The organism is Variovorax sp. CCNWLW225, from assembly GCF_037204045.1.
Taxonomy (GTDB): Bacteria; Pseudomonadota; Gammaproteobacteria; order Burkholderiales; family Burkholderiaceae_C; genus Variovorax.
Map to the genome: position 1 here is coordinate 707775 of NZ_JBBCBV010000001.1, position 21771 is coordinate 729545.

Annotated in this window: 22 protein-coding genes; 4 read left to right on the top strand and 18 right to left on the bottom strand. The window is 66.1% G+C overall.

From position 1 onward, the window contains the following. Position 1: 1 nt before the first annotated feature. From V9L20_RS03415 to V9L20_RS03435, 5 genes are read right to left on the bottom strand one after another with little or no spacing between them, the layout of a single operon-like run. Complete coding sequence (locus tag V9L20_RS03415; RefSeq protein ID WP_337295495.1) at positions 2–502, bottom strand: aromatic-ring-hydroxylating dioxygenase subunit beta; 501 nt, start codon at positions 500–502, stop codon at positions 2–4. Beyond that, complete coding sequence (locus tag V9L20_RS03420) at positions 502–1815, bottom strand: aromatic ring-hydroxylating dioxygenase subunit alpha (protein ID WP_337295496.1); 1314 nt, start codon at positions 1813–1815, stop codon at positions 502–504. Before V9L20_RS03420 ends, V9L20_RS03415 begins: the two co-directional genes overlap by 1 nt. Positions 1816–1831: 16 nt before the next feature. Then, positions 1832–2824, bottom strand: coding sequence for a PDR/VanB family oxidoreductase (locus tag V9L20_RS03425; RefSeq protein WP_337295497.1), 993 nt, complete (start codon positions 2822–2824; stop codon positions 1832–1834). Between the two features lie 20 nt (positions 2825–2844). Next, complete coding sequence (locus V9L20_RS03430) at positions 2845–4353, bottom strand: indolepyruvate oxidoreductase subunit beta family protein (protein ID WP_337295677.1); 1509 nt, start codon at positions 4351–4353, stop codon at positions 2845–2847. Positions 4354–4360: 7 nt separating this feature from the next. Further along, positions 4361–6553, bottom strand: coding sequence for an indolepyruvate ferredoxin oxidoreductase subunit alpha (locus V9L20_RS03435; RefSeq protein WP_337295498.1), 2193 nt, complete (start codon positions 6551–6553; stop codon positions 4361–4363). A gap of 159 nt (positions 6554–6712) precedes the next feature. Here V9L20_RS03435 and V9L20_RS03440 point away from each other — a divergent pair, with 159 nt between their 5' ends. After that, positions 6713–7189 (top strand): MarR family winged helix-turn-helix transcriptional regulator, encoded by a 477-nt coding sequence (locus tag V9L20_RS03440; protein ID WP_126749203.1) that lies wholly within the window; start codon positions 6713–6715, stop codon positions 7187–7189. Here the strand turns inward: V9L20_RS03440 and V9L20_RS03445 are convergent. The 6 genes from V9L20_RS03445 to orn all read right to left on the bottom strand — a co-directional run bounded on the left by V9L20_RS03445 (position 7186) and on the right by orn (position 13898). Continuing rightward, positions 7186–8064 carry a quinone oxidoreductase family protein gene (locus V9L20_RS03445; RefSeq protein WP_337295499.1) on the bottom strand — a complete coding sequence of 293 codons (879 nt, stop codon included), beginning with the start codon at positions 8062–8064 and terminating at the stop codon, positions 7186–7188. The two genes, V9L20_RS03440 and V9L20_RS03445, sit on opposite strands and share 4 nt — an antisense overlap. After that, positions 8061–8861 (bottom strand): alpha/beta fold hydrolase, encoded by an 801-nt coding sequence (locus tag V9L20_RS03450; RefSeq protein WP_337295500.1) that lies wholly within the window; start codon positions 8859–8861, stop codon positions 8061–8063. Before V9L20_RS03450 ends, V9L20_RS03445 begins: the two co-directional genes overlap by 4 nt. After that, entirely contained in the window at positions 8858–9865 is a 1008-nt protein-coding gene (locus V9L20_RS03455; RefSeq protein ID WP_337295501.1) for a 3-hydroxybutyryl-CoA dehydrogenase, read from the bottom strand. The genes V9L20_RS03450 and V9L20_RS03455 overlap by 4 nt, the downstream gene beginning before the upstream one ends. After that, positions 9855–10928, bottom strand: a complete 1074-nt coding sequence (locus V9L20_RS03460) for an NAD/NADP octopine/nopaline dehydrogenase family protein (protein ID WP_337295502.1) — start codon at positions 10926–10928, stop codon at positions 9855–9857. The genes V9L20_RS03455 and V9L20_RS03460 overlap by 11 nt, the downstream gene beginning before the upstream one ends. Positions 10929–11142: 214 nt before the next feature. Next, entirely contained in the window at positions 11143–13071 is a 1929-nt protein-coding gene (locus tag V9L20_RS03465) for a DEAD/DEAH box helicase (protein WP_337295503.1), read from the bottom strand. Between the two features lie 230 nt (positions 13072–13301). Next, the gene (gene orn, locus V9L20_RS03470) at positions 13302–13898 is read right to left on the bottom strand and encodes an oligoribonuclease (protein WP_258504864.1); all 597 of its coding nucleotides are present in this window, start codon (positions 13896–13898) and stop codon (positions 13302–13304) included. A gap of 59 nt (positions 13899–13957) precedes the next feature. Here orn and V9L20_RS03475 point away from each other — a divergent pair, with 59 nt between their 5' ends. The 3 genes from V9L20_RS03475 to rsgA are packed head-to-tail and all read left to right on the top strand — an operon-like array spanning position 13958 to position 16574. Continuing rightward, complete coding sequence (locus tag V9L20_RS03475; protein ID WP_337295504.1) at positions 13958–15223, top strand: M48 family metallopeptidase; 1266 nt, start codon at positions 13958–13960, stop codon at positions 15221–15223. A 31-nt stretch (positions 15224–15254) separates the two neighbouring features. Further along, positions 15255–15602: a 4a-hydroxytetrahydrobiopterin dehydratase gene (locus V9L20_RS03480; protein WP_258504861.1), complete on the top strand. Its 348-nt coding sequence runs from the start codon at positions 15255–15257 to the stop codon at positions 15600–15602. Positions 15603–15617: 15 nt separating this feature from the next. Continuing rightward, on the top strand, positions 15618–16574 hold the full coding sequence (rsgA, locus tag V9L20_RS03485; protein ID WP_337295505.1) for a ribosome small subunit-dependent GTPase A: 957 nt from the start codon (positions 15618–15620) through the stop codon (positions 16572–16574). A gap of 19 nt (positions 16575–16593) precedes the next feature. Here the strand turns inward: rsgA and hisC are convergent, their stop codons facing one another. The 7 genes from hisC to rpsP form a co-directional block, all read right to left on the bottom strand. After that, the gene (gene hisC, locus V9L20_RS03490; protein ID WP_337295506.1) at positions 16594–17682 is read right to left on the bottom strand and encodes a histidinol-phosphate transaminase; all 1089 of its coding nucleotides are present in this window, start codon (positions 17680–17682) and stop codon (positions 16594–16596) included. A 14-nt stretch (positions 17683–17696) separates the two neighbouring features. After that, positions 17697–18698, bottom strand: coding sequence for a CobD/CbiB family protein (locus V9L20_RS03495; protein ID WP_337295507.1), 1002 nt, complete (start codon positions 18696–18698; stop codon positions 17697–17699). 48 nt (positions 18699–18746) lie between these two features. Further along, positions 18747–19466: a CoA pyrophosphatase gene (locus V9L20_RS03500; protein ID WP_337295508.1), complete on the bottom strand. Its 720-nt coding sequence runs from the start codon at positions 19464–19466 to the stop codon at positions 18747–18749. Positions 19467–19625: 159 nt separating this feature from the next. Further along, entirely contained in the window at positions 19626–20000 is a 375-nt protein-coding gene (gene rplS / locus V9L20_RS03505; protein ID WP_126749215.1) for a 50S ribosomal protein L19, read from the bottom strand. A gap of 124 nt (positions 20001–20124) precedes the next feature. Beyond that, the gene (trmD, locus tag V9L20_RS03510) at positions 20125–20871 is read right to left on the bottom strand and encodes a tRNA (guanosine(37)-N1)-methyltransferase TrmD (protein ID WP_258504852.1); all 747 of its coding nucleotides are present in this window, start codon (positions 20869–20871) and stop codon (positions 20125–20127) included. Between the two features lie 25 nt (positions 20872–20896). Continuing rightward, positions 20897–21451 carry a ribosome maturation factor RimM gene (gene rimM / locus V9L20_RS03515; RefSeq protein WP_281149661.1) on the bottom strand — a complete coding sequence of 185 codons (555 nt, stop codon included), beginning with the start codon at positions 21449–21451 and terminating at the stop codon, positions 20897–20899. Between the two features lie 16 nt (positions 21452–21467). Next, positions 21468–21731 carry a 30S ribosomal protein S16 gene (gene rpsP / locus V9L20_RS03520; RefSeq protein ID WP_028259818.1) on the bottom strand — a complete coding sequence of 88 codons (264 nt, stop codon included), beginning with the start codon at positions 21729–21731 and terminating at the stop codon, positions 21468–21470. Between the last annotated feature and the right edge of the window lie 40 nt (positions 21732–21771).

A 21771-nucleotide genomic window follows, 5' to 3' on the forward strand; every position in this document is an offset into this window, starting at 1 on the left:
CCTAGATGAAGAGCTGCACGGCAGGCAGCGCCGCGTCGCAGTTGAGCAGGTTCACGCGCTTGAGCGTCATGCGCAGCATGCCGCCCTGCACCGTGAGGTAGTGGAAGAAGGTGCCGACGTAGAACTGCAGTTCATCGCCCTGCGATTCGGTGTAGTGGAACTCGGTGCGCACCACGAAGCGGTTGCCTTCGGCGTCGAAGGTTTCGACCACCGGCACCTGCAGCAGGTGGTGGCAGCGGCTCGGCGGCTGCTGCGAAAAGGCACGCGGGCTCTTGAGGCGCTCGATGCGCAGTTCGCGCAGCAGCTTGTCTTCGTACAGATGCGAGGTGTGGTTGAGCCCGTCTTCCTGGTCGGGCACCAGCGGCACCCAGTAGAAGGCGTCGTCGGTGAAGAGCGCGTTCCACTCCTCATAGTGACGGGTGTCCAGCAGGCGCGCTTCGTTCACGACGAAGTCGATCAGGTCCTGGCGGGTGATCTGGGTCGAGATTTCGGCGCCGGCCATCACATCGTCTCCGTCATGCGCTGCACCCAGCTGCGGTACTGGTTGCGCATCGGCAGTTCGTTGGTGCCGCCCGTGGTGATTTCGCCGCCCTTCAGCTCCAACGCGTCGTAGTCGCGATGCAGGCTGACCCACTCGTTGCCGCTCGCGTGAAGCCCGGCCTGCATGCCGCGGTAGGCCTGCAGGTCGTCGTGGCCCACCACCGAGAACGGCGAGTTGATGAGCCGGTTGTACATGGTGGTGCGCTGCAGCAGCTCGGGCGGCGCGCCCTTCAGGCGGAAGGTCCAGCTCTCGATCAGCGTCTTGTCGGCCGAGATCGGCTTCACCACGCGGATCGCCTGGATCGCACCCTTGATGGTGAGGTTCGGGTAGTACACGGTGTTGTGCCGTGCCATGCCGAGGATCTGCGCGGTCTTCTCTTCGCCGTAGCGCGCCTTCATGGCGTCGTCGTACTCGGGAATTGCCTTGTACTTGCTGTGGATGCTGAAGTGCACGCCCGTGAAGCTGTGGCCGTGGTCGTAGGTGCGAATGCCCATGTCCTCGAAGAACTTGTAGTCGGACATGAAAGGCACGAACTGCTCCACGGCCATGGGCTTTGGCTCGTCGGCGGGCTTGTCGGCCCACATGCGCTTGGCTGTGCCGGCCGAGGACTCGTGCGCCACCATGGGGTGCATCGTGTCGTTGAGGTTCTCGACGAACATCTTCCAGTTGCACTGATGCATGAAGCGCAGGCAACCGCCGGCAATCTCGAGCTCGCCTTCGGGCGAACGGTCGGCCATGTTGTCGATGGAGCTCAACGAATCGCCAAAGTACTCGTCGAAGTCCGGCCCCGCATCATTGATCTTCACGAAGATGAAGCCGCGGTAGCTGCGCACATGCTTCAGCGTGGTCAGGCCCTTGGCCGACTCGCACTCGTGCAGCGCCGTGTTCTCGTAACCGGTCTTCAGCGGAATCGCCAGCAGCGAGCCGTCGGTCTTGAAAGTCCATGCGTGGTACGGGCAGCGAAAGAACTTGCCGGTGTTGCCGCACGGTGCGCTCACAAGACGCGAACCCTTGTGGGCGCAGCGGTTCATCATTGCGCGCACGCTGCCGTCGGTGTGGCGCACGACGATCAGCGGACGGCCGGCGATTTCGTTGCTGATCCAGTCGCCGGGCTTGGGCAGTTGGCTCTCATGGCCCACGTAGTTCCATGTGTTGGCAAAGAAGTGTTCCTGCTCCAGCTCGAACAGTTCCTGGCTGGTGTACAGGTCGCGGTGCACGCGGTCGTTCTGCACGAGTGCGCGCACGGCTTCGGGGTTGTCTCGGTACGAAGGCATGGTTCTCGTGGCTCCTTCACATGTCGAGCACCAGGCGCGCACCCTTGGCGCGCGAGATGCAGATCTGCATGACGTTGCCCTCCGCCTTCTCGCGGGCGGTGAGCACGTAGTCGCGATGGTCGATCTCGCCTTCGAGCACGGGCACGGCGCACACGCCGCATTCGCCGCGTTTGCAGTCGAACATCGGGTCGCAGCCGTTGTCGATGAGGCAATCGAGAATGCTCTGGTCGGCCGCGACGGTGAAGCGCTGGCCCGATTGGGCGAGTTCCACCTCGAAGGGCTGGTCGCCCTCTTCCGCGACCGGCTCCGTAAAGAGTTCGAAGTGCACGCGGTCATGCTCCCAGCCGCGCGCCTGGGTGCGGGCCAGCACGGCGTCGAGCATGACCTTGGGGCCGCAGACGTAGAGGCGGTCGCCGGCCGGCACATCGTCGAGCAGCGCATCGATATCGAGCGGTGCGCCGGCTTCGGCATCGGCATGCACGCGCAGGTCGCCGCCGAGCAGCGCCTGGAGCTCGGGCAGGAAGGCCATCAGGTCGCGGCTGCGGCCGGCGTAATGCATGCGCACCGGCGCCTCTTCGGCGCGGCGGCGCGCGGCCATGGTGGCCAGCGGCGTCACGCCGATGCCGCCCGCCACCAGCACCGAGCCGCCGGGACCGGTGTGCAGCGGAAAGTCGTTCTTCGGCGCCTCGATGGCGAGGGTATCGCCCTCTTTCAGCTGCTCGTGCATGAAGCGCGATCCGCCGCGGCCTTCGGCTTCCTTGCGCACCGCGATCACATACTCCGCGGGGGCGTTCGTCGCGTTGCGTGCGGTCGCGAAGTTGATCAGCGAGTAGTGGCGCCAGTCGGTCTTGCCATCGGGCAGCTTCACCTGAACGCGGATGTGTGCACCGGCCGCAAAGCCGGGCAGCGGGCGCCCGTCTTCCGGGCGCAGGCGCAGCATGCGGATGAGCGGATTGAGTTCGCGCGCTTCGGCAACGCGAAGCTGGAGCGTGGCGGTGGGTGCGGTCATCGTGCGTCCGTTGTCTCTCTTCAGGCCAGTGCGTGCTGCGCCAGCGCGGCTTGCAGCTTGTGGCCGTGTTCGTCGGCGAGCGCGGCGTCGCGCAGTTCGCGCAGGGTGGCGGGCGCGAGCCGGGGGCCGGCGCGTTCCACCGCGCGCATCACGGTGTCGTAGTTGCGAATGCCGCGCTCGTGCGTGTCGCTGTAGCCCTTGACGAGGCGCTGGCACTGCGCGAGTTCCACCGCCAGCTCCGGGTTGTGCCCCGCGGCGGCGGCAATGCGCTGCAGCCACTCCTCGATGCGGCGGTTTTCCTCGGCATAGCGCATCGTGGAAAGGCGCCAGCGCTTGCATGCCGCAACCATGCGCAGCATCAGGTAGCCGTGCAGCGAACTGGTCTGGATCACCCGGCCATGCTGCGTCAATCGCTCGACGAGCTTCTTCGGCCATGTGGAGTTCATGAGCCAGCGGCCGATGCCGCCCGGCAGCGTCTCGCAGATTTCCTGAAGGCGCGGATGCATGTATTCGTTGATGGCAAGCACCTGGCCGGGCTGCACGCGGGCCTCGCCGCGCACGCGCTCGAACCGGGTGGCGCGGGTCTTGAGCGCGGCGACACGGGCGGTGTCTTCGTACGACATCCAGAGCGCGAGGTGGCGAGCCGTTTCGCGCAGCAGGCGGTGGGCGCTGTCGCCGGGCAGCGCCGCGATGGCAGCCATGCGGTCGAGGTAGAGGCCGGCATAGGCCGGGTCCTGGTAGTCGATGAGGCGGCGCACGCCTTCGAGCAGGAAGTCTTGCGCCGCGAGCGGAAAGTCGCGCTGTACGCGCTCGACCAGCGCACGCACGGCCGGGTGACGTGGTTGCGGAGTCGGCACAGCCGCGGCGGCTTCCGGCGGTGTCTCACCATCGTCGCCGGCCTGCGCGCGAGCGAATGCGCCGCCAAAGGCCTTGAGGCTGGGCTTGACGCCCACGCCGCCGCGCTCGATGGTCGCTTCGAACTGCGCGCGGCTGAAAGGCAGCACGCCCGAGCCCGCCAGCGCCCCGAACAGCACCGCGCTGATCACGCTGCCGGAGGCTTCAGCGGCCTGCGCCATGTCGAAGCGGATGAAGCGCTTGGCGGCCCGGGCCGTGTGCGCGAGCAACTGCGTGCTGTCGACACGGCCGTCACCCAGCGCGCTCTTCTCGGCAATGGAGAACACGCGGTGCGTGGATGCGATGAGCGTGGTGCGGTCGCTGGTGACCAGCCCGCGCTGCACCGCCCGGCCCGCTTCCATGAGTTCGGACGCGAGCACCACATCCACATCGCCCGGCAGCGGCATCAGCGCCAGCACGGGCCGGCCGCCATCCGCTTCGGCCTGCGCCGTTGGATAGAGCTCCACGTAGTAGATGGTTGCGCCCGTGCGCTGCGCCACACCTGGCACCGAGGTGGTCTGGGCGACGTAGCCGTTGGCCTCGCCCATGTCGACGATCCAGTCGGCCAGCACGCCGCCGCCCTCCCCGCCCATGGCGAGGATCGCGATCTTGATGGGTTGGGCCTTGGTCGTCATCATTGCTTCAGAAGGCATAGGCTTCGCGGCGGCGCGCGTCGCCGCGCTGCAGCCAGCCGATGACGGCGCTGCGAACGCGTTCGCGCAGCTTGTCCCAGCCTGTCGGGTTGCTCACGATCTGCGCCTTGTAGAACGACGGGCACAGCACGGCGGCATGCGAAACATCTCCGCAGTTGCCGCAGCCCACGCAACTGTCGAGCACGGTGGCAACGGGATCGATGCGCAGCGGATCGGGGTTGGGCTTGATGGAGAGCGACGGGCAGCCCGACAGGCGGATGCACGAGTGGTCGCCGGTGCAGGTATCCGAATCGACGCCGAACTTCTCGCGCACCATGCGCTTGCCGTCGGCAATGGCCTTGCGCACGAGCGGCTTCTCGCGGCGCTGCTTGTTGAGCATGCACTCCGATTGGGCGATGAGGACCTTCGGCCCCTTCTTGGTGGTGGTGAGTGCGTCTTTCAGCGCATCGCGCATGCCCGCGACGTCGTAGGTGCGGCGCATTGTTTTTACCCACTCCACGCCCACACCACGCACGGCGCGCTCGATCTCGTGGCCGGTGCTGCGGGTCTTGTTGATGGCGTTCGACGAGAGGATGTCCTGCCCGCCGGTGGCCGAGGTGTAGTTGTTGTCGACAATGATGGTGAGGTTGTCGCTCTTGTTGAACACCGCGTTGGCCACGCCGCTCGTGAGGCCGTTGTGCCAGAAACCGCCGTCGCCCATCATCGAGATGGCGCGCTTGCCGGCGGGCGCATTCAGCGCCGCCGCGCCGGCACCGCCCAGGCCGTAGCCCATGGTGGTGTTGCCGATGTTGAAGGGCGGCAGGATGGAGAACAGGTGGCAGCCGATGTCGGCACTCACATGATGCGCACCGAGTTCGCGCTCGACCAGCTTCATCGCGCTGAAGATCGGGCGCTCGGGGCAGCCGGTGCAAAAGCCCGGCGGGCGCGCATGCACGACATCGCCGAGCGCTGTGGACGGCATGGCCGGCTCGGGTGCCGCATCGACGCCGATGGCGGCGACTTCCTTCAGCGGGATCACCTTTCGCACCGGTGCGGGAACGGGCAGCGGTGCAAGCCGCTCATAGCGCTCGCAGAAGGTGCGCGCGCCCTTCAGCAGCTCGGACGCCGTGTATTCGCCGGCCACGGGCAACACATCCTTGCCGTGCAACATGGTCGTGGAGCCCGCTTGCCGCAGGATGGTCGCTAGGTTCTGTTCGACGAAGTTGGGCTGCCCTTCTTCGACGATCAGCACCGCACGCTTGCCTTCGCAGAAGCGGATCACTTCGCTCTCGATGACAGGGTAGGCCACGTTCATCACGTAGAGCGGCACCTGCGTGTTGCCGTACACGTCGGCCAGGCCCAGGCGCTCCAACGCGCGCAGCAGCGTGTTGTAGCTGCCGCCCTGCACGATGATGCCGATGTCGTCGGCGTCTTCTGAGAAGAATTCGTTGAGCTGGCGCTCCTCGATGAAGCGCACGGCGGCGGGCCAGCGGTCCTTCACCTTCTCCTGTTCATGCACAAAGCTCGCGGGCGGCAGCACGATGCGGCTGACGTCGCGCTGCGGGTTCTCCAGCGCCTCTTGCAGCGTGAACTTGGCGCGCTTGTTGTCGCCTGCAACGAAGTGCCCGTGCACATGGCAGGCGCGGATGCGCAGCTGCAGCATCACGGGCGTGTTGCTGGCCTCCGAAAGATCGAAGCCCGTTTTCACCGCATCGACGATGCTCGGCAGGTTGGGCCGCGGATCGAGCAGCCAGATCTGCGACTTCATCGCGAACGCGTGGCTGCGCTCCTGCATGATGGAAGAGCCTTCGCCGTAGTCTTCGCCCACGATGATGAGCGCGCCGCCAGTCACGCCGCCCGAGGCCAGGTTGGCCAACGCGTCGGACGCGACGTTGGTGCCCACGGTGGCCTTGAAGGTGACTGCGCCGCGCAGCGGATAGTTGACCGAAGCAGCCAGCGTGGCTGCGGCAGTGGCTTCGCTTGCGCTGTTCTCGAATCGGATGCCCTGCTCGGCCAGGATGTCCTGCGCATCGGCCAGCACGTCCATCAAGTGCGAGATGGGCGCGCCCTGGTAGCCGGCCACATAGGAAACCCCCGATTCGAGCAAGGCCTTGGTGACGGCCAGAATGCCTTCACCGCGGAACACCTCGCCACCGGAAAGTCGCAGCTTCTTGACTTCTTCGACGAATGAACGCTCAGCCATGTGGGTCCTTCTTCTTTCTCGTGGGAGGATGCGCTTCAGGTGCCACATCACGCTTTCTATAATGTTGACAAATGAATGTATCCACAATCATGAATTACCCTAGACATGCAAGCAGCGTGCCTGCGGCCGGTATGCGGCGCGTGGCCATGAGGTGCGTTCATGGCTGAGCAACCTCCTGAAACACATCGCTTCGTCGATGACTACCTGCCGGCGCTGCTGGCGCAGGCCAGCCAACTGATCTCCTCGGAGTTCCACGAGGTGGCGCGGCAGCAAGGCTTCTCTGTTTCCGAGTGGCGCGTGATGGCGTCGCTTGCCGGCAGCGAGCCGATCAGCATCGGCCAGCTTGCGCAAGTGACGGTGACCAAGCAGCCCACGGTCACGCGCCTGCTGGACCGCATGGAAGCGCGCGGGCAGGTCGAGCGGCTGCCCCACGAGAGTGATCGCCGCATCACGCTGGTGCGCATCACGCGCAAGGGGCTGAAGGCGGTGGAACATCTGATGGAGCTCGCGCGCGACCACGAGCGGCGCGTGCTCGAACCCTTCGGCCTGCGCCGTGCCGAAGAGCTCAAGCAGACCCTGCGGCAGATGATCGACCTGCACGTGCATGTGCCGGTCGAGGAGCCGGAGGAAGACTAGGGCACGAGCACGGCGCGGCCCCGATGGCCGCGCTGCGCGATCCACTCGAGAGCCGCGGCGGCATCGGCAAGCGCGAAGCTGCGCACGTCGAGTTGCAAACGGCCATCGGCCAGGCGCGCCAGCAACCCGGGCACTGCCGCACGGCCAGCGGCCTCGCGCCTGAACATGTTGAGCGGCAGCAGCGCCACGTCGCGCTGCAGAAAGTGCGCGATGTCCAGCTGCAGCATGGGGCCTGCCGTGTAGCCGATGAGCACGGCGCGGCCACCGGGCCGCACGGCGGGCAGCACCGCCGAAAGGACGCTTCCTCCGACCGTGTCGATCAACAGGTCCGCACATGCGACAGGTGGAGGCCCCGCATCCGGATCGACCGCCGTCACGGTGCAGCCGGCCTCGATGGCCAGCTGCACGGCCAGCGAGCCCACGGCACCGCTTGCGCCTGTCACCAGCACCTGTTCGCCGGCCTGCAGCCTCGCGACTTCATGCAGCGCCACCCATGCCGATGTGGTGGGCGAAAAGAACGCAGCGCCGAGGGGCATCGGCAATGCATCGGGCAGCACGCCGAGTGCTTCGTCGGGCGCATCGATCAGCTCGCACCAGGTGCCGTCGAACAAGGTCCCCAGGCCGCTGCCGCGCAGCCACACGCGTTGGCCTTCGGCGTAGCGTTCGCTCGCTACAACGATGCCGGCGGCTTCCACGCCCGGCGTATACGGCAGCGGTGGATGCCGCAGGAAACTGCCGCGCCAAATGGTGCGGTCGATGTGGCCGACCGTGGCCGCCTGCATGCGCACGATGGTCCGGCCAGGCCTTTGCACCGGGTCGGGCACCTCTTCCAGCGCGGGCACCGCATCGAAACCGTGGATGCGAACGGCCTTCATGGCAGCGTGGAGAGAAAGTCGAGCACCGTGCGTGCGAAGGCCTCTGGCATCTGGTCGGGCAAGGGAACCATGCCGCCTTCGATGTCGACGATGCGCGCCTGCGGCAGATGATGTTGCAGCTCTGCCGCATGCGGCGCAGCGAACGGGTCGTGGGTCGCGCGAATGATGAGCGCGGGTTGCGTCACGCGGCCGATGCGATCTTCCATGCGATACGACGCGACGGCGCGATGGCCCTCTTCAACCCGATGGCCGACCTTCAACGCATCGAGCACGAAGGCCTCGAGCAGATCGCGCCGCTCGGGCGGATAGAAGCCCTGCCGCTTTTGCCACAGTGCGGCCAGATGGCTTCCGTCCTGGCTCGGCGCCACCTCGTCGATGGGCGGCCGCTCTGCCCTTGCGCGGCGAAAGGCTTCGTCGGTGTACGGCGTGGACGACAGCACCAGGCCGCGCACGCGATCGGGAAAGGCGGCCGCGAGTTCGATGGCCACGACGCCGCCGGTGTGGTGGCCCACAACATCGGCGCGCGCGACGCCCAGTACCTCAAGCAGTTCGCACGCCACGCGCGCCCATTGCTCGATGCTCGCCGGCACGCCGCCGTCAGCGGAATCGCCGAAGCCCGCGGTGTCCATTGCGACGGCCCGATGGCGCGCACGGATCAATGGAAGTACTGCGCGATATTCAGCCCAACTGCGCGGCGACTGGTGCAGCAGCAACACGGCCGGCGCATCCGCATCGCCGCACGTCGCGTAGTGCACCTGCCCCACCGACAGGTCGGCAAAGGCGCGGCGAATGGTCATGACAACGTCTCGTCGGCCGGTGCGCGCCACAGGCCGGCATGCTTCAGTTCGCCGAGCGTGCGCGAAAGCACGTCGCGCCGGTAGGCGGCGATGTCGCGGCCTTCGTAGCTGTAGAAGCCGCTGCCGCTCTTGAGGCCGAGACGCCCTTCTTCGACCATGCGATCGACGATGGCCGGCGCGGTGTAGCGGCCCTTGTCGATCGACGCCGACATTTCGCGGCTGGCATGGTGCAGGATGTCGCAGCCGCCGAAGTCGATGAACTCGACCACGCCAAGCGCAGCGAAGCGCAGGCCCAGGCCGTAGCGCGTGGCCTTGTCGATCTCCTCGGCGGTGGCGGCGCCCTCCTCGATCATGCGGGCGGCCTCGTTCATCACCAACGCCTGGAGGCGCGGCACGATGTAGCCCGGCGATGCGCCGCAGACCACGGGCAGCTTGCCGATCTGTTCCATCAACGACTTGGTGCGTGCGAGCACGGCCACATCGGTGCCGGGGTGGCAGCTGAGTTCGACCACCGGAATCACATACGCCGGGTTGAGCCAGTGCATGTTGAGGAAGCGCTCGGGGAGCCGCACGAGTGCCGCGAGCTGCGTGACCAGAATGCTGCTGGTGGTGGAGGTGAGGATCGCGTCGTCGCGGCAATGCCGGTTGATCTGCTCGAACGCCTCGCGCTTGGCCTCCATGGTTTCGGGCACGCCTTCGAACACCAGCTCTGCTGCGCCCAAAGCCTGCGGTGCTTCAGCGGCGTTCACCAGGCTCACCCGTTCGGCGATGGCCTGTATCTGCTTTGCATCGATCACGCCGAGTTGCGCCAGGCCCGCAAGGCTTGCTTCAATCTCGGCCCGGGCCTCGCCCTGCAGGCGCTGCCAGGCTTCGTCGGTGCGCCGGCGAAGATCGATCAACGAGATGCGGTGGCCGGCGTAGGCGAACGCAATCGCGATGCCGCGCCCCATGCGGCCGGCGCCTACGGCCGCAAAGCGTGGCAGCGGCGCGCGTTCATTCGCCATCGTGCAGCCTTTGCTTGAGCTGTGCCGCGCTCAGGCCGGCAAGGCCCAGGCTTTCGAAGGTGCGCGGGCCTTGGCGCAGGTCACGGCCAAGAAAACCGCCCACGATGGCAAGCAGCCCGTGTGCGATGGGCGCGTCCACGCCCGCATGGCGCGCGGCAGAGGCCAGGAAGGCGAGCCCGAGTTCGGTGTCTTCGGTGATGTAGCGGTGCGTGTGCAGGTCGATGTTCTCGCGCCAGTCGCCGGACTTGACGAGTTGCTTGTGCGCATCGCCGTACATCCACTGGTCGTTGTTGTAGTGGTCGGCCAGCGGATAGTGCGGCGCACCGTGGCCGAAGGCCTCGCGCACGGCCATGCGCTCGCGGTCGAGCCGGTCGGTCACATCGCGCACCGCACGCTGGGTGCCTTCGTTGTGGATGTCCCAGCGCTCGAAGTGCTGCAGCGGCGCGGCGTTCATCACCATGAGTGGCGGATGGATGACCGGACCGGCATTCATGAGCGCGCCCGACAGCGCATCGCCGCAGCCGTGCACGGCGGGATAGGCCTTGCGGATCACTTCGATCGCCTCGGCTTCCTTGCGGGCCGGATAGACGCCCGTCGGCAGGCGGATGGCGCGGATGGTGACGTTCACTTCGCGCTCGCCGTGCTTGCGCGCGAGGTAGGGCAGCGTGCCGGTCTCGGCCCAGGCCACGTCGGCACGGCTGCCCGCCTCTTTCACCGTTCGCGCCATCACGTAGCTGCCGAAGGTGCCGGGCGGCAGAAAGACGACCTGACCGTCGACGAGATGCGGCGCCATGGCCAGCGCGATGTCGTGCTGTGCAATGGCGGGCGTGGGAAGAACGATCAGCTCGGCGCCCTTCAGCGCCGCGGCGATGTCGGCGGTGGCGAGTGCGAGCGGCACCTCGCGCGTGCCGTCGGCATCCTTCAGCGTGATGGCGCCGGCTTGCACCACCGCTTCGAGCGCCGCTGCATCGCGGCGCCACAGGCGCACCTCATGGCCGGCTTCGGACAGGTCGGCGGCAGCCGCGTAGGCGCCATGACCACCACCAAGAATCGCAATTTTCATATTCGAGATTTGAAAAGCAGATGTCGATGAACCGGCAGCCGCGGTACGGACCGGGGAAGCAATGCCTTATTACATTACTTTTCATCTGTTCATGTGTCAACCAAATTTCGCGCCTGTCGCCTCCACGGAAACCCGCAATGAAAAAGCCCGCGCTTCTTGCGAAGCGCGGGCTTTCTTTTGGGGCAAAACGACCGGTCGGCCGCTCTGGAATGGATCAGCGCGTAGGCTTGAACGCACGCTTTTGTGCGTCGCGGGGCACAAAGACCTTGCCCGGGCCGCCATGGCCTGCGCCATTGCCGCGTGGAGCAAAACCTTCGCGGGGTGCAAAGCCTTCGCGCGGCGCGAAACCGCCGTCGCCGCGGCCACCACCGTGACCATGACCATGGCCCCCGCGCGGGGCGCTGTCGCCCCAGCCTGGCTTGCGGCCATAACCACCGCCGCCACCATTGCCACCGTCGTCACGGCCGCCGCCGAAGCCGGCGTTGTTGCCGCCCTGGAAGCCGCGCGGGCCTTGGCCCTGCGCCGGACCACGCGAGTTGCGGTCATTGAAACCGCTGGCGCCGGCATAGCCGCCGCCGTTGTTGCCGCGGTAGCCACCGCCGCCGCCTGCACCGCCGTTGCCGAACTTGCGGTCGCGCGACTGGTTGTCGCCGCGGCCGCCGCGGTACTCGCCCATGGGCGGACGCGATTGCGGCATGCGCTGTTGCGGCTCGAGGCCTGCAACCACTTCAGCCTTGAACTGCTGGCGGCTGTATTGCTCGATGTCCATGATCTTGCGGCGATCGCGGAACTCGGCAAACGTGATGGCCAGGCCGTCGCGGCCTGCACGGCCGGTGCGGCCGATGCGGTGGGTGTAGTCCTCCGCCTTCATCGGCAGGCCGAAGTTGAAGACGTGGGTGATCGTGGGCACGTCGATGCCGCGGGCGGCAACGTCGGTAGCCACCAGGATCTGGACCTGGCCCTGGCGCAGCGCCATCAGGCGGCGGTTGCGCAGGCCCTGGCTCAGGGCGCCGTGCAGCGCGACGGCGCTGAAGCCTTCTTGCTGCAGGTCGCCGGCGAGGCCGTCGCACTCGACTTGCGTGCTGGCGAACACGATCGCCTGGTTGATGCTGGTGTCGCGCAGCCAGTGGTCGAGCAGCTTGCGCTTGTGCTGGCTGTTGTCAGCCCAGTACAGCGATTGCTTGATGTTGGCGTGCTTTTCCTGCGGGCTGTCGATGGTGATGCGCTGCGGCTCGCGCATGACGCGCTGGGCCAGTTGCTGGATGCGCGGCGCGAAGGTGGCGCTGAACATCATGGTCTGCTGGCGCTCGATGGTCAGCTGGTTCACTTCAGCCAGGTCGTCCGAGAAGCCGAGGTCGAGCATGCGGTCGGCTTCGTCGACCACCAGGAACTTGACCTGGTCGAGCTTGAGCTGCGACGAGCGCTGCAGATCGAGCAGGCGGCCGGGCGTGGCAACCACGAGGTCGGCGTTCTGCAGCTTGGCGATTTGCAGCTGGTAAGGCATGCCGCCCACAACGTTGGCCACGCGCAGACCGCGGCAATGGCGAACCAGCTCGATGGCGTCGTGCGCAACCTGCTGCGCGAGTTCGCGCGTGGGGCACAGGATGAGGGCGCCAGGGGTGGCGGCCTTGAAATGGCGGGCGTTGGTCGGGTCCTTGCGCTTCGGCTTCTTGGGCACGGCTTCGCCGCGAGCGGCGGCTTCAGCGGCCAGGCGCTGGAATTCGGCCTTGGCTTCGGCTTCGGCTTCGGCTTGGCGCTTGAGCAGCGTGTGCAGCACGGGCAGCAGGAAGGCAGCGGTCTTGCCCGAGCCGGTCTGGCTCGAGACCATCAGGTCGACGAAGCGTGCCTTGCCGTCCTGGCCGGCTTCACCGGCCATGGCGAGCGGAATCACCTTGTCTTGCACGGTGGTGGGCTGGGTAAAGCCCAGGTCCGCCACGGCGGCAATCAGTTCCGGCGCAAGGCCGAGCTTGATGAAGCCGTTGGGAATGCGGGCTTCTTCGGCCACGGCCGCTTCGGGAGCGGCGGCGTCGAGCGCCTCGAGAATCGGCGCTTCGGACATGGTGTCCGCGGCAGCGACAAATTCGTTGTTGTTGGTGGATTGCACAGGCGCGAACTCGCCCTGCGCTTCAAAAGCGTCGGTCATGTGAATATCAATCTCAAACGCGAGCGCTGCCGTAGGCGGCGCCCCGTTGGTGGTTAAAAACATCAACCATCCAACGACATTCAACTTCTGGCTTTCGCCGGAGGCTGCGGCCCTTTTTGATCAGCGGATGCGATCGGGCGCGGTGTGCAAGATAGGGAGATGCAAGAGACGCTGAACGGAAAACCCCGATCAGCGAAGCCCTCGATTATGACACGGCTCGGGGTTTTTACCTAATCCGTTAATTTCAAGAAGGTTTCCCGGTAGTGCGCGAGCTCCTCGATGGATTCGTGCACGTCGGCCAGCGCAGTGTGCGCCTGCTGCTTCTTGAAGGCGCTGTAGGCGGCGGGTTTCCAGCGCTTGGCCAGCTCTTTGAGGGTGCTGACGTCGAGGTTGCGGTAGTGAAAGTACGCCTCCAGCTTGGGCATGAACTTGACCAGGAAACGCCGGTCCTGGCCAATGGTGTTGCCGCACATCGGCGAGCCGCTCCGGGGAACGTATTTGGCAATGAATTCGAGCAACTGCTGCTCGGCCGCGGCTTCGTCGAGCGTGGAGGCCTTCACCTTGTCGATCAAGCCGCTTCGGCCATGCGTGCCCTTGTTCCAGGCGTCCATGGCGTCGAGCACGGCATCGCTCTGGTGAATGACCAGCACCGGGCCGTCGATGCGGGGGGTGAGATCGGGGCCGGTCACGACCACGGCGATCTCGAGCAGGCGCTCTTTCTCGGGGTCGAGGCCGCTCATTTCGCAGTCGAGCCAGACCAGGTTCTGGTCGCTTTTCTTCAGGACCGGCGGGGTCGTGACGATCGTGGGGTCAAGGGATTCGGGCATTGCAGGATTGTCGTCGAAGGTCTGCGCCGGCCGGACCCGAGGGCTAAACTCGACGCTCCATGTCCTATTCGCTCATCTTCACCACTGCCTTCGCGGCTGCACTGGTCCTTGGCTTGCTCGTGAAGTTCTGGCTCGCATCGCGGCAAGTGCGTCATGTCGCACGGCACCGTGGCGCCGTGCCGGCCGCTTTCGAGCACAAGATCACGCTTGCCGCCCACCAGAAGGCTGCCGACTACACCATTGCCAAGGCCCGCTTCGGCATGGTCGAGATGGCGTGGGGAGCGGCACTGCTGCTGGGCTGGACGCTGCTGGGCGGCCTCGACGTGCTCAACAAGCTGCTTCTCGCCTGGCTGGGCGGCGGCATGGTGCAGCAGCTGGCCCTGCTGGCGGCCTTCGCGGTGATCGGCGGGCTGCTCGAACTGCCCTTCACCCTCTGGCAGACCTTCAGGCTCGAAGAGCGCTTCGGCTTCAACAAGATGACGTTCGGCCTCTGGCTGCGCGACACCGTCGTCTCCACGCTGATCGGCGCGGCCATCGGGTTGCCGATTGCGGCGCTTATCCTTTGGATCATGGGCGCTGCCGGCACCCTGTGGTGGCTCTGGGCCTGGGTGGCCTGGATGGGATTCAACCTGCTGCTGATGATCGTCTACCCGATGTTCATCGCACCGCTCTACAACAAGTTCAAGCCGCTCGACGATCCCACCGTCAAGGAACGCGTCACTGCGCTGATGGCGCGCTGCGGCTTTCGCGCCAAGGGGCTGTTCGTCATGGACGGCAGCCGGCGCAGCGCACATGCCAACGCCTACTTCACGGGCTTTGGCGCGAGCAAGCGGGTGGTGTTCTACGACACGCTGCTGCGGCAGCTGAACGCGGCCGAGATGGAGGCGGTGCTCGCGCACGAGCTCGGCCATTTCAAGCACCGCCACATCGTGAAGCGGCTTGCGGCAATGTTCGCGCTGAGCCTCGCGGGCTTCGCGCTGCTGGGCTGGGTGTCGACCCAGGTGTGGTTCTACACCGGCCTCGGCGTGCAGCCGAACATGACGCCCACGGCGCCGAACAACGCACTCGCGCTGTTGCTGTTCATGCTCGCGGTGCCTGTGTTCGGCTTCTTCGTCGCCCCGCTGCCCGCCCGGCTTTCGCGCAAGCACGAATTCGAGGCCGACGCCTATGCCGTGGCGCAGACCAGCAGCGCCGACCTGTCGGCCGCACTGCTCAAGCTCTACCAGGACAATGCGTCGACGCTCACGCCCGATCCGGTGTTCGTCAAGTTCTACTATTCCCACCCTCCGGCCTCCGAGCGCCTTGCGCGCATGACGACGGCCTGAACCACGATATTTCTCCCCGGAAGCCGAGCCCATGAGCAGCATGTTCAAGCCCAAAGACTGGAAAGCCATTCCACGCCACGCACTGAGCGCCACCGAGATCGTTTCCGGCCTGGCCAAGCTCGACGGCTGGAAGCTCACCGGAGACGGCGCCGACGTCGCCATCGAGAAGACCTTTACCTTCGCCAACTACTTCGAGACCATCGCCTTCGTGAACGCGCTGGCCTTCATCGCCCATACCCAAGACCATCACCCGGACCTGTCGGTGCACTACAACCGCTGCGTGGTGCGGTTCAACACGCACGACGTGGGCGGACTCTCGGTCACCGACTTCGACTGCGCACGCCAGGCCGACGCCCTCGTGGCCAGCCCGGCGCCGTGATGAGGAAACCCGCCGTTGGCTAAGCCGCCCCGCACACTCCCCAAGGGAGGCGGCACATCCGCACGCGTTCTGCATGACGGCTTGGTCATTGCAAGCCACGGACGGCATTGCCTGGTCGAAACACCCGCGGGCGACCGCCTGATCTGCCATCCGCGCGGCAAGAAGAGCCAGGCCGTGGTTGGCGACCGGGTGCGCTGGCAAGCGAGCGAAGACGAAGGCACCATCGAAGAGGTGGTGCCGCGCCGCAATCTCTTCTATCGGCAGGACGAGATCCGCACCAAGTCGTTTGCGGCCAATCTCGACCATGTGCTGATACTGATCGCGGCGGAGCCGGAGTTCTCGGAGCACCAGCTGGCGCGCGCACTCATCGCCGCCGAAGCCGAGCACATCACACCCATCATCGCGCTCAACAAGAGCGACCTGGCAGAGCCCTTCGAGCGTGCATGGAGCAAGCTTGCGCCCTACCGCCGCATGCACCATGGCGTGCTGCCGCTGTCGCTCAAGGCGTCCGCCGAGGCCGACCACGCGTCGCTCATGAAACTGCTGGCGGGCAAGAGCACGCTGGTGCTGGGCCCTTCCGGCGCCGGCAAGAGCACGCTCATCAACCTGTTGGTGCCCGGTGCCACGGCACTGACCGGTGAGATCTCGCAGGCGCTGAATTCGGGCAAGCACACCACCACCAGCACCACGTGGTACTGGGTGGACGAAGCGCGCACCACGGGCCTCATCGACTCGCCGGGCTTTCAGGAATTCGGGCTGAACCACATCGAGCCGATGCAGCTCGCGAGCTTGATGCCGGACATTGCCGAGCACGCGAACGACTGCAAGTTCTACAACTGCACCCACCTGCACGAGCCAGGCTGCGGCGTGATCGCGAACGTCGATTCGCCCGCCAAGCCGGGGCCGATCAGCGCCACGCGCTACAGGATCTACGGCGAGCTCTTTGCCGAGCTGAGCCAGCCGCGCTACTGAGGCGTACCGGGGTTGGCGCTCACGGCCTGTCCAGGATTTCCTGCAGCCGCTGCACGAGCACGCTGCATTGCTCCCGCGAGCCGATGCTGATGCGCAGGTACTGCGCAATGCGCGGCTGCTTGAAATGCCGCACCAGCACCGCACGCTCGCGCAGCAGCGCCGCCAGTTCGGCCGCATCGCGCTCCGGTTGCCGCGCAAACACGAAGTTCGTTTGCGAAGGCAAGACTTCGAAGCCCAGGTCTTCGAGTTGCAGGCTGAGCCCCTCGCGGGTATCGACGATCTTGTCGCGTGTGGACACGAACCACGCTTCATCTTCTATGGCCGCCACGGCGCCCGCGACTGCAAGCCGATCGAGCGGGTAGGAATTGAAGCTGTCCTTGACGCGCACGAGCGCATCGATCAGGTGCGCCTGTCCGCAGGCAAAGCCGACGCGCAAGCCAGCCAGCGAGCGCGACTTGGACAAGGTCTGCACCACCAGCAGGTTCGGATATTTGCGGACGAGCGGCAGCGCGCTCTCGCCGCCGAAGTCGACATACGCCTCGTCCACCAGCACCACGCGCTCGGGGCACGCTGCGAGCAGTTGCTCGATGCGAGCCAGTGGCAGGCCGATACCGGTGGGCGCGTTGGGGTTGGCGATGACCAGGCCCGCGCAGCCGCGGCGGGCCCTGGCCACCATGGCATCGACATCGATGCGGAGGCCTTCGTCAACGGGCAGCAGTTCGCAATCGATGCCGTACAGCTGCGCATAGACCCGATAGAAGCTGTAGCTCACGTCGGGCATCAGCAGCGGCTCGGCTTGTTGAAAGAAGGCGAAGAACGCGTGCGCCAGCACTTCGTCCGATCCATTGCCCACAAAAACCTGATCGGCCCGCAGGCCGTGCCGCCGCGCAACTGCTTCGCGCAGCGCAAGGGACGTGGGATCGGGGTAGCGCTCCAGGCCGCTTGCGGCCGCCTGCTGGATCGCATCCACAGCCATCGGAGAGGGCGGATACGGGTTCTCGTTGGTGTTGAGCTTGACGAGGTTTTCGATGCGCGGCTGCTCGCCGGGCACATAGGGTTCGAGCGCGCCGATGCGCGGACTCCAGAAGGCCGGTATTCCAGCGGTCATGACGGCTCCGGGGCTCAGCCGAGCAGGCGAGCCAGGGTGAGCAAGGCGAGCAGCACCATCCACATCACGACCGAGCGCCAGACCAGGCCGACCACGCTGCGCAAATGACCTGGCTCTGGCTCGCGGCCCGGTGTGCTGCCGCTGTCCAGCCGGCGGCCATCGGCCATCGAATCGCCGGCTTGTGCACGCGGCAGGGGGTCCGTGAGCGGGATCGGGCTCAACGCTCCGCCGCCCAGCCGCACGTTGACCGCGCCCGAAGTCGCTGCAAGGATCACGCCGTCGTTCTCGCTCCGAAAACGCCGTGCATCGTTGCGCCAGCAATCGATCGCTTCTTCAAAGCTGCCGACCACGGCAAAGCCCAGCGCGGTGATCCGCGCGGGTAGCCAGTCGATGGCATGCCATGCGCGCTCGGCGGCACGCTGCACCGAAACGCTCGAAGGCTGCACCGCCGCGCCGTTCTTGTGCATCCAGTAGCGCGACACGAATTCGCTCATGCGATAGAACACCGCACCGGCCGGGCCGAGCCCCAAGGCCGCGAGTATCGAGAACCACGCCAGCACGCCGAACACATGGCGATGCGCTGCAATTACCGAATGCTCGATCACATGCCGCACGATTTCGCTGCGCGGCAGCTCAGCCGCATCCACGCCCTGCCAATGCGCCAGCAGCGAGCGCGCGAGCGGCTCGTCGCCTTCGTCGAGCGCATCGCGGATGTCCGTGAAGTGATGGCTGAACTGCCGGAACCCGAGCGTGACGTAGAGCACGGCAATGCTCCAGAGCACCGCAAAAGGCAGCCCCAGCGTGTACACCAGCAGCAAGTGAATGCCCAGCGTCAACAGCGTGGGCACCAGCACCGCGAGGCCCCAGGCGACCCATCCGTGATGCGGCTTTCCGGCGTCGAAGTTGCGGCTTGTCCAGCGGGTCCATGCCAGCACGCCGCCATACACCGGGTTGTGGGGGGCGAGCGGCCGCACCTGCTCGATCAGCAACGCACACAGGATGGCAAAGAAGCTCATCCGTCGATGATAGCGAGAGCGCCCGGACGATCTCGGTTCAGGCCAGGGTCAGGCGGCGAGAAAGCGATAGAGGTTGCGCAGCATGCCGGCGGTGGCGCCCCACACGAAGCGCTCTTCGGCGCCGTCCTGGTAAGGCATCGAGTACCACTCGCGCCGCGTGCCGTCCGGCGCGGGCACCGTGTGGCGGCGGTGATTGGCCGGGTCCATGAGCCAGGCCAGCGGCACTTCGAAGGCCAATGCCACTTCGTAGGGATTGATGGTGAGCTCGAAGTCCGGCTTCACCAGCGCGACCACGGGCGTCACGACGAACGAGGTAACGGTCGTGTAAGTCGGAAGGCTTCCGAGCACCTCGATGAAATGAGCCGACAAGCCCACTTCTTCCCAGGCTTCGCGCAGCGCGGCCGCCGCGACGTTCGCGTCTTCCGGATCGACGCGGCCGCCCGGAAATGCGACCTGCCCCGAATGATTCGACAGGTGCGCCGTGCGTTCCGTCAGCAGCACGGCAGCGCCTTGTGGGCGCTGCACGATGGGCACCAGCACGGCCGCCTGCGCAGGGGCGCGGTCGGTCAGGCGCGGCTCGCGCCGAAGCTCGGGCGTCCACTCCGGCGGCGTGGCAAAGCGCCTGCGCAGGGCATCGGGCGTCAGCTGTGCGGGTTCGACGGCAGGCAGGCCGTCAGGACCGCCGACCACAGGCGCCTTGCGCGGATCGATCGGCAGCAGCGTGGGCGGCACCACGGCATTGACGGGTTCGACGGGGGCAAATTGCATGGGGGCGGTGGAGTCGGTCAAGTGCTGTAGTTTCAGTGAAGGAGTAGAGCTTAAAAAAGCGGCGCTGTCTTTTTGCGGAAAGCCCGCAAGAAGCATGCACGGCGCAACAACGCAAAAAGCCGCCAGAGCGGCGGCTTTTTGCAAGGCAGAAGGCAGTGCTTACTTGGCAGCCTGCGACTTGCCCGGCAGCTTTTCCTTGATGCGTGCCGAACGGCCGCTGCGGTCGCGCAGGTAGTACAGCTTGGCACGGCGAACGTCGCCGCGTCGCTTGATTTCGATGCCGGCGATCAGAGGGCTGTAGGTTTGGAACGTACGCTCCACGCCTTCGCCGCTGGAGATCTTGCGCACCGTGAAGCCGCTGTTGAGGCCGCGATTGCGCTTGGCGATCACGACGCCTTCGTAGGCCTGCACGCGCTTGCGGGTGCCTTCGACGACGTTCACGCTGACGATGACCGTGTCACCGGGCATGAAATCGGGGATCTTCTTGCCGAGGCGGGCGATTTCTTCCTGCTCGAGGGTTTCGATGAGGTTCATGATTTCCTGATATTCGATCGTGCTCGCGCTACACAAAAGGCGCCGTTGGTTTCATTGCCGTGCTCACCCGTGGGTGAACAATGAAAGCCGGGCGCGGCCGGGCAGAGGATCGGGGAACCGAAGATTATAGCTTTTTTTTCAGCGCCGTCTCATCGGCTTTGCTCAGGCGGCCCGCAGCGCGCGCGGCGGCAATCAGGTCGGGACGCCGGGCTGCGGTAATGGCCAGCCGCTGGTCGCGCCGCCAGCGTTCGATCTGCACATGGTGCCCCGAGAGCAGCGGTGCCGGCACGCCCTGCCCGTTCCACTGCTCGGGCCGGGTGTAGTGGGGGCAGTCGAGCAGCCCGTCCAGCGCCGGGTTGAAGCTGTCCTGCACGTGGCTGGCTTCGTCTCCTAGCACACCGGGCTGCAGGCGGGCCACAGCGTCGAGCAGCGCCATGGCTGCAATTTCGCCGCCCGAAAGAATGAAATCGCCGAGGCTGATCTGGTGCGTGACGCGCGTGTCGATGAAGCGCTGGTCAATGCCTTCGTAGCGGCCACAGACAAGCACCGCGCCCTCGCTGGCGGACCAGCGCTCGACCGCCTCATGCCGGAGCGCCTCGCCGATGGGAGAAAACAACACCACCGGCGCTTGCGCACCGCGCGCGGCCAGCGCCGCGTCGAGGCAGGCGGAAAGCGGCTCCGCCATCATCACCATGCCCGGTCCGCCGCCGAAGGGGCGGTCGTCCACACGCTTGTAGTTGCCTTGCGCGAAGTCGCGCGGGTTCCACAGCACGACCTCGACCTGCTTGGACTCGTAGGCACGGCGCGTCACGCCGCTGGCCATCAAGGGCGCGAACAGTTCGGGGAAGAGCGTGAGGACGTCGAAGCGCATGCGCGCAGGGCCCGGATCGGCGGAATCAGAAATCGGGCTGCCAGTCGACCGTGATCAGCCGGCCAGCCAGGTCGACCTTGTCGACGAAGACCGAGACGAAGGGCACCATGCGCTCGATGGTCTTGCCGTCTTCTTCGGCCGTGAGCACCAGCGTGGTCTGCGGGCCGGTGGCGAGCAACTCACGCACCGTGCCGAGCGTGACGCCTTCGCGATTGACCACCGAAAGGCCGATCAGGTCGACCCAGTAGTACTCGTCGTCGCCCGCCGTCGGAAAGCTCGAGCGCGGCACGAACACGCGCGCACCGCGCAGCGCCTCGGCCGCATTGCGGTCAGGCACGTCTTCGGACGATGCGACGATGCAGTCGGAATGTTCTTTGGCTTCGCGGATTGCGAGCCGGAAAGCTGCGGTTGCCGAGGCTCCGGGGGCCTGCAGGAACCAGCGCTTGGAAGAAAAAAGCGCCTCGGGCTGGGCGCTGTGGGGCAGGACCTTGAACCAGCCCTTGATGCCCCATGCATCGGCGATGCGTCCTACCTCGATCGCATCCGCCGGCAATTCGGCGGCTTCGAGTGCGGGCAACATCGCCGTGCCGGGTAGCTTAGGCTGCCGCCTTGGGGGCCGCGGCAGCGGCTTGCTTGATCAGGCGCAGGACCGTGGGCGAAGCTTGTGCGCCGACGCTCTTCCAGTAGGCCAGGCGATCCTGGGCAATACGGATGCTTTCTTCGTTTTCCTTGGCGATCGGGTTGTAGAAACCCAGGCGCTCGATGAAACGGCCATCGCGGCGAACGCGCTTGTCCGACACGACGATGTTGAAGAACGGACGGCCTTTGGAGCCGCCGCGGGAGAGTCGAATGACGACCATGATTTATCCTTGGGTGGTGCAGCAAGCCCGTTTTCTAAAC

Coding starts and splice junctions, on each gene's coding strand:
- V9L20_RS03430 (WP_337295677.1), bottom strand. CDS start 4,353: ATGACGACCAAGGCCCAACCCATCAAGATCGCGATCCTCGCCATGGGC.
- V9L20_RS03425 (WP_337295497.1), bottom strand. CDS start 2,824: ATGACCGCACCCACCGCCACGCTCCAGCTTCGCGTTGCCGAAGCGCGC.
- V9L20_RS03435 (WP_337295498.1), bottom strand. CDS start 6,553: ATGGCTGAGCGTTCATTCGTCGAAGAAGTCAAGAAGCTGCGACTTTCC.
- V9L20_RS03480 (WP_258504861.1), top strand. CDS start 15,255: ATGAGCAGCATGTTCAAGCCCAAAGACTGGAAAGCCATTCCACGCCAC.
- trmD (WP_258504852.1), bottom strand. CDS start 20,871: ATGCGCTTCGACGTCCTCACGCTCTTCCCCGAACTGTTCGCGCCCTTG.
- V9L20_RS03445 (WP_337295499.1), bottom strand. CDS start 8,064: ATGAAGGCCGTTCGCATCCACGGTTTCGATGCGGTGCCCGCGCTGGAA.
- V9L20_RS03415 (WP_337295495.1), bottom strand. CDS start 502: ATGGCCGGCGCCGAAATCTCGACCCAGATCACCCGCCAGGACCTGATC.
- V9L20_RS03440 (WP_126749203.1), top strand. CDS start 6,713: ATGGCTGAGCAACCTCCTGAAACACATCGCTTCGTCGATGACTACCTG.
- V9L20_RS03420 (WP_337295496.1), bottom strand. CDS start 1,815: ATGCCTTCGTACCGAGACAACCCCGAAGCCGTGCGCGCACTCGTGCAG.
- V9L20_RS03475 (WP_337295504.1), top strand. CDS start 13,958: ATGTCCTATTCGCTCATCTTCACCACTGCCTTCGCGGCTGCACTGGTC.
- V9L20_RS03460 (WP_337295502.1), bottom strand. CDS start 10,928: ATGAAAATTGCGATTCTTGGTGGTGGTCATGGCGCCTACGCGGCTGCC.
- orn (WP_258504864.1), bottom strand. CDS start 13,898: ATGCCCGAATCCCTTGACCCCACGATCGTCACGACCCCGCCGGTCCTG.
- V9L20_RS03465 (WP_337295503.1), bottom strand. CDS start 13,071: ATGACCGACGCTTTTGAAGCGCAGGGCGAGTTCGCGCCTGTGCAATCC.
- hisC (WP_337295506.1), bottom strand. CDS start 17,682: ATGACCGCTGGAATACCGGCCTTCTGGAGTCCGCGCATCGGCGCGCTC.
- V9L20_RS03500 (WP_337295508.1), bottom strand. CDS start 19,466: ATGCAATTTGCCCCCGTCGAACCCGTCAATGCCGTGGTGCCGCCCACG.
- rimM (WP_281149661.1), bottom strand. CDS start 21,451: ATGTTGCCCGCACTCGAAGCCGCCGAATTGCCGGCGGATGCGATCGAG.
- V9L20_RS03455 (WP_337295501.1), bottom strand. CDS start 9,865: ATGGCGAATGAACGCGCGCCGCTGCCACGCTTTGCGGCCGTAGGCGCC.
- V9L20_RS03495 (WP_337295507.1), bottom strand. CDS start 18,698: ATGAGCTTCTTTGCCATCCTGTGTGCGTTGCTGATCGAGCAGGTGCGG.
- V9L20_RS03450 (WP_337295500.1), bottom strand. CDS start 8,861: ATGACCATTCGCCGCGCCTTTGCCGACCTGTCGGTGGGGCAGGTGCAC.
- rplS (WP_126749215.1), bottom strand. CDS start 20,000: ATGAACCTCATCGAAACCCTCGAGCAGGAAGAAATCGCCCGCCTCGGC.
- rpsP (WP_028259818.1), bottom strand. CDS start 21,731: ATGGTCGTCATTCGACTCTCCCGCGGCGGCTCCAAAGGCCGTCCGTTC.